13 protein-coding genes are annotated in these 13,654 nt (G+C 70.2%); 4 read left to right on the top strand and 9 right to left on the bottom strand.

Going from position 1 to position 13,654, the window contains the following annotated elements; translation table 11 throughout:
• Positions 1-57 precede the first annotated feature (57 nt).
• Together mqnP and GTY47_RS28235 are read right to left on the bottom strand one after the other, a co-directional pair.
• On the bottom strand, positions 58-960 hold the full coding sequence (gene mqnP, locus GTY47_RS28230; protein WP_010043399.1) for a menaquinone biosynthesis prenyltransferase MqnP: 903 nt from the start codon (positions 958-960) through the stop codon (positions 58-60).
• Positions 957-2,408, bottom strand: a complete 1,452-nt coding sequence (locus GTY47_RS28235; protein ID WP_010043402.1) for a menaquinone biosynthesis decarboxylase — start codon at positions 2,406-2,408, stop codon at positions 957-959. The genes mqnP and GTY47_RS28235 overlap by 4 nt, the downstream gene beginning before the upstream one ends.
• Before the next feature lie 69 nt (positions 2,409-2,477).
• Between GTY47_RS28235 and GTY47_RS28240 the strand changes: the two genes are divergently transcribed.
• Positions 2,478-2,756 (top strand): PLD nuclease N-terminal domain-containing protein, encoded by a 279-nt coding sequence (locus tag GTY47_RS28240; protein WP_010043404.1) that lies wholly within the window; start codon positions 2,478-2,480, stop codon positions 2,754-2,756.
• A 3-nt stretch (positions 2,757-2,759) separates the two neighbouring features.
• On the opposite strand, the gene GTY47_RS41275 is transcribed toward GTY47_RS28240, so the two are convergent.
• Together GTY47_RS41275 and GTY47_RS28245 are read right to left on the bottom strand one after the other, a co-directional pair.
• Positions 2,760-2,870 carry a DUF397 domain-containing protein gene (locus tag GTY47_RS41275; RefSeq protein ID WP_231911242.1) on the bottom strand — a complete coding sequence of 37 codons (111 nt, stop codon included), beginning with the start codon at positions 2,868-2,870 and terminating at the stop codon, positions 2,760-2,762.
• Positions 2,818-3,774 (bottom strand): helix-turn-helix transcriptional regulator, encoded by a 957-nt coding sequence (locus GTY47_RS28245; RefSeq protein ID WP_010043406.1) that lies wholly within the window; start codon positions 3,772-3,774, stop codon positions 2,818-2,820. Before GTY47_RS28245 ends, GTY47_RS41275 begins: the two co-directional genes overlap by 53 nt.
• A 105-nt stretch (positions 3,775-3,879) precedes the next feature.
• Here GTY47_RS28245 and GTY47_RS28250 point away from each other — a divergent pair, with 105 nt between their 5' ends.
• Positions 3,880-4,383: a hypothetical protein gene (locus GTY47_RS28250; RefSeq protein ID WP_010043408.1), complete on the top strand. Its 504-nt coding sequence runs from the start codon at positions 3,880-3,882 to the stop codon at positions 4,381-4,383.
• A 51-nt stretch (positions 4,384-4,434) separates the two neighbouring features.
• On the opposite strand, the gene uvrA is transcribed toward GTY47_RS28250, so the two are convergent.
• Positions 4,435-6,936, bottom strand: a complete 2,502-nt coding sequence (uvrA, locus tag GTY47_RS28255) for an excinuclease ABC subunit UvrA (RefSeq protein ID WP_010043410.1) — start codon at positions 6,934-6,936, stop codon at positions 4,435-4,437.
• Between the two features lie 81 nt (positions 6,937-7,017).
• On the opposite strand from uvrA, the gene GTY47_RS28260 reads away from it, so the two are divergent.
• Both GTY47_RS28260 and GTY47_RS28265 read left to right on the top strand, forming a co-directional pair.
• Positions 7,018-7,770 carry a MerR family transcriptional regulator gene (locus GTY47_RS28260; protein WP_010043412.1) on the top strand — a complete coding sequence of 251 codons (753 nt, stop codon included), beginning with the start codon at positions 7,018-7,020 and terminating at the stop codon, positions 7,768-7,770.
• 114 nt (positions 7,771-7,884) lie between these two features.
• Positions 7,885-9,282 carry a condensation domain-containing protein gene (locus tag GTY47_RS28265; RefSeq protein WP_029181419.1) on the top strand — a complete coding sequence of 466 codons (1,398 nt, stop codon included), beginning with the start codon at positions 7,885-7,887 and terminating at the stop codon, positions 9,280-9,282.
• A gap of 64 nt (positions 9,283-9,346) precedes the next feature.
• On the opposite strand, the gene ccsB is transcribed toward GTY47_RS28265, so the two are convergent.
• From ccsB to GTY47_RS28285, 4 genes are read right to left on the bottom strand one after another with little or no spacing between them, the layout of a single operon-like run.
• Entirely contained in the window at positions 9,347-10,429 is a 1,083-nt protein-coding gene (gene ccsB, locus GTY47_RS28270; protein WP_010043418.1) for a c-type cytochrome biogenesis protein CcsB, read from the bottom strand.
• Positions 10,426-12,168 (bottom strand): cytochrome c biogenesis protein ResB, encoded by a 1,743-nt coding sequence (locus tag GTY47_RS28275; protein WP_010043421.1) that lies wholly within the window; start codon positions 12,166-12,168, stop codon positions 10,426-10,428. Before GTY47_RS28275 ends, ccsB begins: the two co-directional genes overlap by 4 nt.
• Positions 12,169-12,171: 3 nt before the next feature.
• Positions 12,172-12,942, bottom strand: coding sequence for a cytochrome c biogenesis protein CcdA (locus GTY47_RS28280; protein WP_010043423.1), 771 nt, complete (start codon positions 12,940-12,942; stop codon positions 12,172-12,174).
• A gap of 13 nt (positions 12,943-12,955) precedes the next feature.
• Positions 12,956-13,603: a TlpA disulfide reductase family protein gene (locus GTY47_RS28285; protein WP_010043425.1), complete on the bottom strand. Its 648-nt coding sequence runs from the start codon at positions 13,601-13,603 to the stop codon at positions 12,956-12,958.
• Positions 13,604-13,654 lie beyond the last annotated feature (51 nt).

Below are 13,654 nucleotides of genomic sequence, written 5' to 3' on the forward strand. Positions count from 1 at the left end.
GGGACGGTCACGGTGGCCTCCCTGGGGTCCTGCCCTCGATGGTAGGCCGCACCGTCGTTACACGGTCAGGCCCCGAACCAAGAGATCGAGCAGCGCGCACACGAACAGGGCTATGCCGATGAAGCCGTTGACGCTGAAGAACGCGCGGTTCACTCGGGACAGGTCGTGGGGGCGGACGATGCTGTGTTCGTAGAGGAACGCGGCGGCGACGATCAGCAGGCCCAGCCAGAAGAAGGCGCCCGCGTCGGTGGCCAGGGCGTACCAGACGAAGAGGGCCGTGGTGAGGGTGTGGCAGACCCGCGCGCCCCAGATGGCCGCCGGGATGCCGAAGCGGGCCGGGACGGACATGACGCCGATCTCGCGGTCGGTCTCGACGTCCTGGCAGGCGTAGATCAGGTCGAAGCCGCCGATCCAGATGCCGACGGCGAGACCGAGGATCACCGCGTCCCAGGACCAGGACCCCGTGACCGCCAGCCAGCCGCCGACCGGGCCCATCGCCTGGGCGAGGCCCAGGATGGCCTGCGGGAAGTTCGTGAACCGCTTGCCGTACGGGTAGACCACCATCGGGATCACCGCGATGGGTGCCAGCGCCAGGCACAGCGGGTTGAGCAGGGCCGCCGCGCCGAGGAAGACGACCAGGGCGATCAGGGCGCCCGTCCACGCGTGCCGTACCGACATCGCGCCGGTCACCAGTTCGCGGTGTGCCGTGCGCGGGTTACGGGCGTCGATCTCCCGGTCGATGATCCGGTTGACCGCCATCGCGAAGGTACGCAGCCCGACCATGCAGATGGTGACCAGCAGCAGCCGCCCCCAGTGGATGTTCTTGTCCCACTGGAACATCGCCGTGAGGGCGGCGATGTAGGCGAAGGGCAGCGCGAAGACCGAGTGCTCGATCATCACCAGCCGGAGGAAGGCCTTCGTCCGTCCCGGCTGGGGGATCGCGGCGGAAGCGGAGGTCACAGCCCGTACTCCTTCCAGCGGCGGTCCACCTTCGCCGCCGTCTCCGGATCGGACTCCACCATGTCGGGCCAGCCGCCGTCACGCGTGTAGCCCTCCTCGGGCCACTTCTTCGTCGCGTCGATACCGGCCTTGCCGCCCCAGAACTGCTGGTAGGAGGCGTGGTCGAGATGGTCCACGGGGCCCTCGACGATGCTGAGGTCCCGGGCGTAGTCCGTGTTGCCGAGCGCCCGCCAGGCGACCTCGTGCAGGTCGTGGACGTCGCAGTCGGAGTCGACGACCACGATCAGCTTGGTCAGCGACATCATGTGCGCGCCCCAGATGGCGTGCATCACCTTCTGCGCGTGCTTCGGGTACTTCTTGTCGATCGAGACGATCGCGCAGTTGTGGAAACCGCCCGCCTCCGGCAGGTGGTAGTCCACGATGTCCGGCACGATGATCTTCAGCAGCGGCAGGAAGAAGCGTTCCGTCGCACGGCCGAGCGGTCCGTCCTCCGTCGGCGGCCTGCCCACGACGATCGACTGGAGCAACGGCCGCTTCCGCATCGTCACGCAGTCGATCTTCAGGGCGGGGAAGCGTTCCTGGGGCGTGTAGAAGCCGGTGTGGTCGCCGAACGGGCCCTCGGGGAGCATCTCGCCCGGCTCCAGCCAGCCCTCGATCACGACCTCCGCCTGCGCCGGCACCTGGAGCGGGACGGTCTTGCAGTCGACCATCTCGATCCGCTTGCCCGCGAGGAAGCCGGCGAACAGGTACTCGTCGATGTCCCCGGGCAGCGGCGCGGTGGAGGCGTACGTCACCGCGGGCGGGCACCCGAAGGCGATCGCGACGGGCAGCCGCTCACCGCGCCTGGCCGCCACCTGGTAGTGGTTCCGGCTGTCCTTGTGGATCTGCCAGTGCATGCCGATCGTGCGCTTGTCGTGGCGCTGGAGGCGGTACAGCCCGAGGTTGCGGATGCCCGTCTCCGGGTCCTTGGTGTGGGTGAGCCCCAGATTGAAGAAGGAGCCGCCGTCCTTGGGCCAGGTGAACAGGGCCGGAAGCTGCTCCAGGTCGACGTCGTCCCCGGTGAGGACGACCTCCTGCACCGGGCCGTCCTTGACCTTCTTCGGCGGTACGTGCGTCATCGCGCCGAGCTTCCCGAAGGCCTCCCGCACACCGACGAACCCGTGCGGCAGCTCGGGCTTCAGCAACCCGCCGATCCGCTCCGAGATCTCGCCGTACGACTTCAGGCCCAGCGCCTTCAGCAGCCGCCGGTCCGTGCCGTACACGTTCATCGCGAGGGGCATGCGCGAGCCGCGCACGTTCTCGAAGAGCAGCGCCGGGCCGCCGGCCTTCTGCACCCGGTCGACGATCTCCCCGACCTCCAGGTACGGGTCCACCTCGGCCTTGATGCGCTTGAGGTCGCCCTCGCGCTCCAGAGCCCTGAGCAGGGAGCGAAGATCGTCGTAAGCCATGCGGTCCAGTATCCCCGAGCGGCTACCCTGGCCTGGAACCGCCCACCCGCTTTCGCTGAGAGGCCGCGCATGCTCCGGGTACTGATGTTCCTCGTGCCGCTGGCGCTGAGCGTGTACGCGTTCATCGACTGCATCAGCACGAAGGACGACGACATCCGTCACATGCCCAAGCCGCTGTGGGCGATCCTCGTGCTGCTGTTTCCGCTCGTCGGGTCGATCTCCTGGCTCATCGCGGGCAAGAAGCGGACGCCGGCGGGGGGTCGGCCCCGGCAGTGGGTGGCGCCCGACGACAACCCCGAGTTCCTGAAGTCCCTCGACGACGAGGACAAGAGGGACGACCAGCCGTAGTCCTCAGAGAGCTCCGGTGAACGCCGACCAGGCGGATCGACCGACGACCAGGACCGGACCGTCAGGGGTTTTGCTGTCGCGGACGGGGACGGTGTCGGGGAAACCGGGGGCTATTTCCACGCAGTTGCCGCCGTTTTCGCCGCTGTAGCTGCTCTTGATCCAGGTCGCCGCGCAGAGTTCGTGCCTGTTCATGCTGCTCGTACCCCTTCATCGCGTCGCTGATCAGGGCGACGGACTCGCGGACTGACAGAGCGTCCGCCCTGAGCACATCATAGGCGTGGCTATGACCTGTGTAGACGCTCGGATCGTCGTTGAAATGGCCGCGGTCCAGTGACTCCGAATACACCCACCGGTGCCCGTCCGGCAGCTCGATCAGCGACATGGACACGTTGGGCCGCAGGAGTTCCGGGAAGCTCGCCGGGGCGACCTGGATGCGGATGTTGGGCCGCTGCCCGACGCGAAGCAGATGGGCGCACTGGTCCCTCATGATTGCCGGGCTACCGACCACGTTGCGTAGACAGCTCTCGTCCAGAACGGCGATGTACAGCGGACCGCCCTCGGCGAGAAATCGTCGCTGCCGACTCAGTCGGGCGTGGGCGCGCTCCTCGACCTCGTCGCCGCTGGCGACGCGTCGGAACAGCGCCCGGACATAGTCGCCCGTCTGCAAGAGGCCCGGGATCAGGCGCTCCTGGTACTCCCGCAAAGTGACGGCCACCTCATCCATCTCAGCCCGCCGCCGAAACCAGTCAGGATGCTCCACCTGCGGATACCAATCGATCCGCCCCCACAACCGCAGCAACACCCCACCCGTGCCGAGAAGTTCGTCGCACGTCTTCGCGAAACCCTCCTGCGGAACCCTCGTGCCCGCCTCCACCCGCGCCACGTGCGAGCGGTCGCAGGGGATCTGCCTCGCCAACGCCTCCTGCGTGAGCAGCGCCGCCTCGCGGAAGTGCCGCAGCACCTCCCCGAACACGGCCGCCGTACTCGCCCCCGACTCCCCGCCGTTCCGTCGGCTCACGGCTTCCCCCTCCGTGACAGTGCACCGGTGTCACACGCCAAGCATTGAACCGGACTGTTCCCCTGCGCAACGCTCGGTACACCCAGAGTTACGGAGGTACGCGAAATGGAACCGCAGGCGGACCCGGAGCGGAACCGGGTGGCGACGCTGGAGGAACGGCTCAGTGCGGGCGTACGCGCGGCCAACGAGCGTTCCAGGAAAGGGCTGTCGGCCGACCCGAGCCGGCCCCCCGTCCCCGTGCCCGGGTGCGCGGTGTGCGAGGAGCTGGCCGTCCGCCGGGACAAGGCGCGGGCCGCGTTCGACGGGAGTGCCGTGACGGACGCGAACGTGCTGCTGCGCCAGCACCAGGGGAAGGAACACGGTGGGGAACCGGCGGGGCGCCGCGTCTTCCGGTACGTCCCGTACTCGATCGTGCAGGACGCGTCGGCCGTCCCGGAGTACGAGGCCCGCTGCGTCTCGGGAGAGGAGGAGGACTGCGGGGCGAGTTCGGGACCGCGCCCGACCCCGGCCGAGGTGGAGGAGTGGCAGCGCAGGCACACACAGGAGACCCGGCACCTGCGCTACCGCCGCAGCTTCGCCGACTACGCGGTGCTGGAGAGGCAGGGCTGACGAGGCAGGACGCCGCCGATGAAGCGGGCGACCCCGAGAGCCCGGCGCAGGTCACCCGGCCAGAAACCCACCTGTCCGAGACGCCCGCGCGGCCGCCACCTCCTGCGGGGTGCCCTCTCCCACCACCCGGCCGCCGCCGGCGCCCCCCACCGGCCCGAGGTCGATCAGCCAGTCCGAGGCCCGCATGACATCGACGTTGTGCTCGATGGTGATGACGGAGTGCCCCGCGTCCACCAGCCGCTGGAGCACGTCCAGCAGCCGCGCCGAGTCCGCCGCGTGCAGCCCGGTCGTGGGCTCGTCGAGGACGTAGAGCGTGCGGTCGGCCGCCCGGCGGCCCAGCTCCTTCGCCAGCTTCAGCCGCTGTGCCTCACCCCCGGACAACGTGGGTGCGGGCTGCCCCAGCGGCAGGTAGCCGAGGCCGACGTCCGCCATGCGCCGCAACCGGCCGGCCACGGCGGGCACGTCCCCGAAGACCCCGAGCGCCTCGTCCACCGTCGCCTCCAGCACCTCCGCGATGTCGTACCCCTGGTACCGCACCGCCAGCACCTCGGGCCGGAAGCGGCGGCCCCGGCACCCCGGGCAGCGCACCTGCACGGCCGGGAGGAAGTGCATCCGCACCGTGAGCACGCCCGCGCCCTCGCACCGCTCGCAGCGTCCGCCCGGCACGTTGAAGGAGAACCGGCCCGCCGTCAGGCGTCCCTCGCTGCTCGCGGCGAAGACCTCCCGGATCGGTGTGAAGACGTCCGAGTACGTCGCCGCGTTGGAGCGCGGGACGCGACTGATCGGCTCCTGGTCGATGAGGACCGCCTTGGACAGGTGCTCCCAGCCGTCGATGCCGTCGTGTTCGGCCGGGAGTTCCCCCGCCCCGTGGAAGTGACAGCGCGCGGCCCGGCCCAGGATGTCCAGCAGCAGCGTCGACTTGCCCGAGCCGGACGGGCCGGTGACCGTGACCAGGCGGTTCAGCGGGAACCGTACGGTCACGTCCTTGAGGTTGTGGGCCCGGGCCCCGCGGATCACGACGGCCGAGGCGCTGTCGCCACGGCCACGGGACTGCGGCGCGGGCAGCCGGCCCGACAGATACGCGCCGGTCACCGAACCCTCGGCGCGGGCCACCTCCTGCGGCGTCCCGGCCGCCACGATCCGGCCGCCGTCCCGGCCCGCCCCCGGGCCGACGTCCACCACGTGGTCCGCCGCCCGCAGCACGTCCAGGTCGTGCTCGACGACCAGCACGGTGTTGCCCAGGTCGCGCAGGCGGCGCAGGACGCCGATCAGGCGGGCGGTGTCCGAGGGGTGCAGGCCGATGGTCGGCTCGTCGAGGACGTACAGCACGCCGGTGAGTCCGGAGCCGAGCAGGGCGGCCAGCCGCAGCCGCTGGGTCTCCCCGGCGGACAGGCTCGGCGTGGACTGCTCCAGGCTGAGGTACCCGACTCCGACGTCCACCAGGCGCCGTACCCGCTCCTCCAGGTCGGCGACGACCGGCTCCACGAGCAGCCACTCGTCCTCGGCCGACCGCTCCTTCAGGCGGGCCAGCCAGCCGTCGAGCTCGGTCAGGGGCAGTCGTGCCGCCTCGACGATCGTCAGTCCGTGCACGGTCACCGCCCGGCTCTCCGGCCGCAGCCGGGTGCCCTCGCACAGGCCGCAGGGCTGCTTCACCAGGCCCTGCTTCTCGGCCCGTTCGCGGTACTCGGGGTCGTCGGCGCGCTCGGTGTAGCGCCGCAGCAGCGCCGTCGCGACCCCTTCGAAGCGGCCCGCGGCCACGGACGCCGGCGGGTCGACCGCCGGGAAGTGCCGCCGGAACTCGGGGCTTTCGACGCCGTACACCAGCAAGTCGCGCTGGTGGTCCCCCAGTTCGCCGAACGGGCAGTCCGCGTCGAAGGTGAAGCCGTAGTGGCGGGCGGCGGCCCGCAGCGCGGTGAGGTTCCATTCGGTGAGCTTCGGGTTCCAGCCCCGTACCGCACCCTCGGCCAGCGAGCGGGAGTCGTCGACCAGGCGCCGTACGTCGGGCTGGATCACCTCGCCGAGGCCGGTGCAGGACGGGCACGCGCCCGCGGGCTTGTTGAAGGAGAAGGACCCCATCACCAGCTCGGGCACGAGGGTGCCGCAGTGCGGGCAGGGGGTCTGCTCGCCCTCGGCGTCCTCGTCGGCCGCGGTGGCCTCGGCGGCGTTCGCGTACGACGGCGGGATGCTCTTGCCGCAGCCGGGGCAGGGGCGGGTCCCGATCCGCGACCACAGCAGCCGCAGGTAGGTGAACACCTCCGTGACCGTGCCGACCGTGGAACGGGGGCTGCGGTTGGTGAGGTGCTGGTCGACGCTGATGGACGGGGACAGGCCGCTGATCGAGTCGACGGCGGGTTTGCCGGCGAAGCCGGTGACCATGCCCAGCGACTCCAGGTACTGCCGCTGGCCCTCCTTGTGGAGGGTGTCGAACGCGAGCGTGGACTTGCCGGAGCCGGACAGGCCGGTCAGGACGACCAGCTTGTTCTTCGGGAGGGAGAGGGAGACGTTCCTGAGGTTGTGGAGGCGGGCGCCGGTGACCCGGATGCTGTTGTCCATTCCTTCAAGTCTTCCATTCAAGTGTGATGTTGAGACTTTTCGGGCATAGCGGCTGGCTCCTCTGCCGTAACCTTCAAATCGATGACCAACGAACGCCGTCTCCGCCCCGTCGATCTCGCCCGACTGGCCGGGGTCTCGACACAGCAGATCCGCAACTACGAGGACGCCGGAGTGCTGCCGCCGGCCGCGCGCACGGAGTCCGGCTACCGCGTCTTCACCGACACGCACCGCAGCGCGCTGCTGGCGTACCGGGTCCTGATGCGGGGGTACGGGCCGCTGACGGCGACACGGATCATGCGCGCCCTGCACGACGGGGACGTCCCGGGCGCGCTCGCCCTGGTCGACGCCGCGCACGCCGCCCTGCACGAGGAGCGGGTCTCCCTGCGGGCCGCGAGCGAGGCCCTGGAGCTGCTGGCGGCCGAGCCCCCCGCCCCGCTGCCGCGTTCCGGCGGGCTGCGCATCGGCGAGGTGGCCGCGCTGCTGGGCGTACGGACGTCCGCGCTGCGGGTGTGGGAAGGGGCCGGGCTGCTCACGCCGGGGCGCGAACGCGGCACGGGGTACCGCGTCTACGAACCCGCCGACGTGCGCGACGCCCGGCTCGTGCACACGCTGCGCCGCAGTCACTATCTCTTCGACCAGATCCGGCCGGTGCTTCAGGGGCTGCGCCGGGAGGGCAGCAGCGACGCCCTGCGGGCGGCGATCGCGGCGCGCGGAGCGGCCCTGACGGCTCGCACCAGGGGCATGGTCGAGGGCGCGGGCGCCCTCCACGCCTACCTCGACCGGGTCGCCGCAGCCGGGACGGCGTCAACCGAACGCACCGGCCAGGACTCGTAACTCTGTTCGAGATGCCATCCGATCCATTGAAAAACCGGCGACACCCGGTGTCGCCGGTAGCGGGTTCGGCCTTCCTTTGATCGGGTCTATCCCACCTGCGAACGGAGACCCCCTGTGCGAATGACTGATATCCAGCGCTGCGAGGTCCGACCTGGGCGACTCGTCGAATGGACACTCAGTCCGGCGACCGTCGCGACGGCGAAGGCTCTGCCGGAAGACTCCAGGCCACCGGCGTACATCCAGGAGTCGCACATCCGGACGGCCCGGTCCGTGCGGGAGGACGGACTCTTCGTGCCGACCTGGCTGGGCGCGGCGTTCGACATCCCGGGACGGGCCGACCTGGACGCGCTGGGCGAGGCGCTGCGCGGCTGGACGCTGCGCCATGAAACCCTGCGCAGCGGCTTCCGCTGGGCGGGCGGTCCCGGCGACTCGATCCGCCGCTTCACGCTCGACCCCTCCTCGGTGTCCCTGCACCGCGAGGACGTCGGCGACTTCACCGACGCGGCGGCCCTGGCCCAGCACCTCCAGGACCGCTTCGACACCACGGCCGACGCCCTGCGCTGGCCCAACCTCATCTACACGGCGGTCGTCCGGGACGACCGCACCAGCGTGTACATGGCCTTCGACCACAGCAACGTCGACGCCTACTCCATCCACCGCATCCCCGCCGAGATCCACGAGCTGTACGAGGCCGGGATCGCGGGCAAGGCCGAGGGACCGGAGCCGGCGAGCAGTTACGTCGACTTCTGCGAGGCCGAGCGGGCGGACGCCGACCGCATCGACGCGGACCACGACATCGTCGCCCGCTGGCGGGAGTTCATCCACCGCTGCGGCGGACGGCTGCCGAGCTTCCCCGTCGACCTCGGCCTGGAACCCGGGGGCGAACTGCCCACGCAGAAGTTCATGCGCGAGATGATGGTGGACGCGGACGCGGCCGCCGCCTTCGAGTCGTACTGCCGCCCGTACGGCGGCAGCCTGGTCGGTGTCCTCGCGGCCACAGCCCTGATCGTCCACGAGATCGGCGGCGAGCCCGTCTACCGCACGGTCGTGCCGTTCCACACCCGGGTGAAGTCCCAGTGGTCGCAGTCGGTCGGCTGGTACGTGGGCGGCGCCCCGATCGAGATCCCCATGTCCGAGGCCGTCGACTTCCCGAGCGCCCTGCGCACCGTACGCGCCGCCCTCCAGGCCAACCGCCGGCTGGCCCGCATCCCCCTGGCCCGCGTCCTCCACCTCCTCGGCAGCGACTTCCGACCGACCTCCCCCGACCTGTACTCGATCGTCTCGTTCGTCGACACCCGCGGTATCCCCGGCTCCGACCACTGGACGGACCAGAAGGCGTACGGGCTGCTCAGGGTGTCCTACGGTGACCAGGTCTGCGCCTGGATCACCCGCCTCCACGAGGGCCTGTGGTTCGCCGCCCGTTACCCGGACACGGACATCGCGTACAAGAACATGCGGCTGTACGCCGAGCGGCTGCGGGACATCGTGACGGGCGCGGCCGGCAGACCCTGAGCGACGGCGAAGGCCGGTTCCCGCGACTGAGGGTCGCGGGAACCGGCCTTCGCCGGTACGGGAGCTACACGCCCGCGTACGAGTGCTTGCCGGAGACGAAGATGTTCACGCCGTAGTAGTTGAACAGCCAGCAGCCGAAGGCGATCAGGGCCAGGTAGGCGGCCTTGCGGCCCTTCCAGCCCGCGGTCGCGCGCGCGTGCAGGTAACAGGCGTAGGCGACCCAGGTGATGAAGGACCAGGTCTCCTTCGGGTCCCAGCCCCAGTAGCGGCCCCAGGCGTCACCGGCCCAGATGGCGCCCGCGATGATCGTGAACGTCCACAGCGGGAAGACGGCGGCGTTGACGCGGTAGGAGAACTTGTCGAGGGAGGCGGAGGAGGGCAGCCGCTCCAGGACGGACGTCGCGAAGGTGCCGGGCGTACCGCCGCTCGCGAGCTTGTTCTCGTAGGAGTCCTTGAAGAGGTACAGGATCGTGCCGACCGCGCCGACGTAGAAGACCGCGCCGCAGAAGATCGCCGTGGAGACGTGGATGTACAGCCAGTACGAGTGCAGGGCCGGGACCAGCTGGTCGCTGGCGGTGTAGAGGACCGTGACCGCGAGGCCGAGGTCCAGCAGGACCGAGGTGATCAGGAACAGGCCGAGCCAGCGCACGTTCTTCTTCAGCGCCAGCAGCCCGAGGTACACGCCGACGGCGACCGTGGAGAACGTGATGTTGAACTCGTACATGTTGCCCCACGGGGCCCGCTCCACCGAGGCCGCGCGGGCGATGACCCCGCCCAGCTCGACGAGGAAGGCGAGCACGGTGAGGGAGATGGCGATCCGGCCGTACAGGTCGCCCTGTTCGTCACCGCCGTGCGCCCCGGGCCCGTCCGGCACGTCCCGCTGACCGGCCCCGGCCCGCACGGTGACCTTGGGCCGCTCCAGGACGGCGGTGCCGCCCGCCTGGTTCACGGTGACGGCGGGCGCCTTCTTCGCCTCGGCCGGCTTGGCGGTGAGCGCGGCGGCGGTCTTGGCGACCTTGCTGCGGCTGCCGAAGAGCCATTCGGCGATGTACGCGAAGAACGCCAGGGTGTAGACGGCCATCGCGGAGTAGATCAGCACATTGCTGATGTTCGCGAGGTTTTCGTTGGTGGCGGCGGCGAGAGTCACTTCTCAGCCCCTTCGGCAGGTACGGGGGTTTCGGTACCCGGCTCCTGGTCGGTGTCGGGGGAATCTGCGGGGTCGTCGGGGCCGGGCGCGGGCGGTGTCTCGTCGTAGAGGATCCCGGCGAGTTCGCCGAGCTCCTCGGGGACCTTGGCGGACTCGCTGCGGCCGAGGCCGGCCATCTCCACGACCGTGACGCCGTCGGCGCCCTTGACCGCGCGCACCCAGACGCGGCGGCGCTGGATGAACAGGGAGGCGGCGAGGCCGCCGATGGCCGCGAGGGCCCCGGCGAGGGCCCAGCCGCCGCCGGGTTCCTGGACGACCTGGAAGCCGGCCCACTCCTTGATGTCCTTGCCGAAGGTGACCGAACCTGCGCCGTTCGGGAGCTTCATGGTCTCGCCGGGCCGCAGCAGCTTCTTGAACAGCTTGCCCTTGGAGTCCTTGAACTCCTTCATGTTGGTCTTGTCCATCTGGTACACGCTCTGCGGGATGCCGGAGTCGGCCCCCAGGTCGCCGTGGTAGGCGGACAGCGCGAGCACCGGATAGTCCAGCGCGGGGAACTGCGACAGCATCGTGCCGCTGGCGGCGCCGCCGAAGGTCGGCACGAAGAACGCGTTGAAGCCGAGCTGTTCCTTCTTGCCCTCGGGGTTGCGGTAGCCGTCGAGGACCTTGACGACGCCGGAGGAGGTGACGTTGGCGTCGAGCGGCAGCAGCGGCACGGCGTCGTCGTAGACGATGTTGCCCTTGCCGTCGCGGACGGTGATGACCGGGGCGTAGCCGTGGCTGACGAGGTAGACCTTGGCGTCGCCGATCTCCAGCGGGTGGTTGACCCTGACGGTGGTCTTCTCGTCCTTGCCGTAGGGGCCGTCGCTGTAGGTGAGGTCGGCCTGGTAGACGCGCGGGGTGCCCTTGTTGGGGCCGTTGCGCTCGTAGGTGCCGGTGAACTTCTTCAGGTTGAAGCTGAAGGGCACCAGGTCGTCGGAGGTGAAGAGGCTGCCGGACTTGAAGTCGTCGTACTGGGTGAGGGTGTTGGAGAAGCCGTCGCCCTCGACGACCAGCTTGTTGCCCTCGGACTTGTACAGCTGGCCCCAGGCGAAGGCGACCAGCATCACGATGAGGGCGATGTGGAAGACGAGGTTGCCCAGTTCCCGCAGGTAGCCCTTCTCGGCGGCGACGGCGTCACCGGCGAGGTGGGCGCGGAAGCGGCGCTTCTGCAGCAGGGCCAGGGCGGCGCTGTGCACCTGGTCGGGTTCGGCCGTGGTGCGCCAGCTGGTGTGGGCGGGCAGCCGGGTCAGGCGCCGGGGCGCGCCGGGCGGCCGGCCGCGCAGCTGGCCCACGAACTGCCAGGTGCGCGGGACGATGCAGCCGATGAGGGAGATGAACAGCAGGATGTAGATCGCGGAGAACCACACCGAGCTGTAGACGTGGAACAGGCCGAGCTTGTCGTAGACGTCCCCGAGGGTGGGGTTGCCCTTGCGGAAGTCGGCGACCTTCGTCTCGTCCTGGCCGGACTGCGGGATGAGCGAGCCGGGGATCGCGCCGAGGGAGAGCAGCAGGAGCAGCAGCAGCGCGACCCGCATGGAGGTCAGCTGGCGCCAGAACCAGCGGGCCCAGCCGATGACGCCCAGGGAGGGCAGGTTGGGCGCGTCCTCCGTGGGGGCGGTGGACAGCTGGGAGCCGGCGTCGCCCAGCTCCTGGTCCTCGGCGGCGGTCGGGGCCGGGTCGGAGGCGGTGGTCTTGCTCATCGATCAGATCCCCACAGTGAAGCCGTCGGACCAGACCTGCATCTCCTGCACGATGCGGTCCCAGGCGCCGGTCAGCAGCAGCAGACCGGTCACGATCATCATGGTGCCGCCGATCCGCATGACCCAGACGTAGTGGCGCTTGATCCACCCGAAGGCGCCGAGGGCCTTGCGGAAGGCGACCGCGGCGAGCACGAACGGCACGCCCAGGCCCAGACAGTACGCGATGGTCAGTACCGCCCCGCGACCCGCGCTGCCCTGGTTCAGGGCGAGGGTCTGGACGGCGGCCAGCGTCGGGCCGATGCAGGGCGTCCAGCCGATGCCGAACAGCGCGCCGAGCACGGGGGCGCCGACGAGACCGGCCGCGGGCTTCTTGTGGAAGCGGAACTCGCGCTGGGTGAGCCAGGGCATCATGCCCATGAAGAAGACGCCCATGAGGATCATGAAGACGCCCAGCACCTTGGACAGCACGCCCCGCTGTTCCTGGAGCGTCTGGCCGAAGTACCCGAAGAAGGCCCCGCCGGAGACGAAGACGGCCGTGAAGCCGAGCACGAACAGCGAGGCCCCGGCGACCATCCGGCCGCGCCGGGCCTCGGCCAGGTCGGTGCCGCTGACGCCGGTGACGTAGGACAGGTAGCCGGGCACGAGCGGCAGCACGCAGGGCGAGAAGAAGGAGACGAGTCCACCGAGCAGTGCGATGGGCAGGGCCACCAGCAGGGCGCCGTTGAGCACCGTGCCGTTGGGGTCCGCTACCGCGGCGAGGGTGAGCGCGCTCACGTCACTACTCCGCTCACTTCTCGGCGACGACCGGCTTGAGCATCTTCAGCAGCCGTTCCTCACTGAGCGCGGACAGCGAGCGGGCCGCGATCTTCCCGTCCCGGTCGAGGATCAGGGTGGAGGGGATGGCCTGCGGGTTGAGGGTGCCCTTGTCGAAGCGCAGCAGCAGCTTGCCGGTCGGGTCGTAGAGGCTGGGGTAGGTGATGTCCCAGTCCTTCTCGAAGGCGAGCGCGGCGCCGGTGGAGGTGTCGCGCGTGTTGATGCCGACGAACTGCACGCCCTTGCCGGCGTACTCCTTGGAGACCTTCGCGAAGTACTTGGCCTCGGCGCGGCAGGGGTTGCACCAGGACCCCCACACGTTGAGGACGACGACCTTGCCCTTGTAGTCGGCGACGTCGAGGGTCTTGCCGGCGATGGTCTTGCCGGACAGGTCGGGGGCCGGGGTGCGCTCGCCCTTGGCGACCGTGGCGATGCCGTCGGTGCCGGTGACGAAGTTGGTGTTGCCGCCCCCGCCGGAGGTGCCGCCCGAGCCGCACGCGGAGACGAGCAGCGCGGCCACGGCGGCACCGGCGGTCAGGGCGGCGCGGCGACGGACCCGGGTCGAGAGGGTCGTGCGGGGCGAGCGGTTCGAGCGCAGGGGGGCGCGGCTGGCGGCACTCATGTGAAAAGTTTCGCATGTCCGTTCCGGGGCTCTCGCCCACCCCCCTTGCGG

It is taken from the genome of Streptomyces sp. SID5464 (genome assembly GCF_009862985.1).
Classification (GTDB): domain Bacteria; phylum Actinomycetota; class Actinomycetes; order Streptomycetales; family Streptomycetaceae; genus Streptomyces; species Streptomyces chartreusis_D.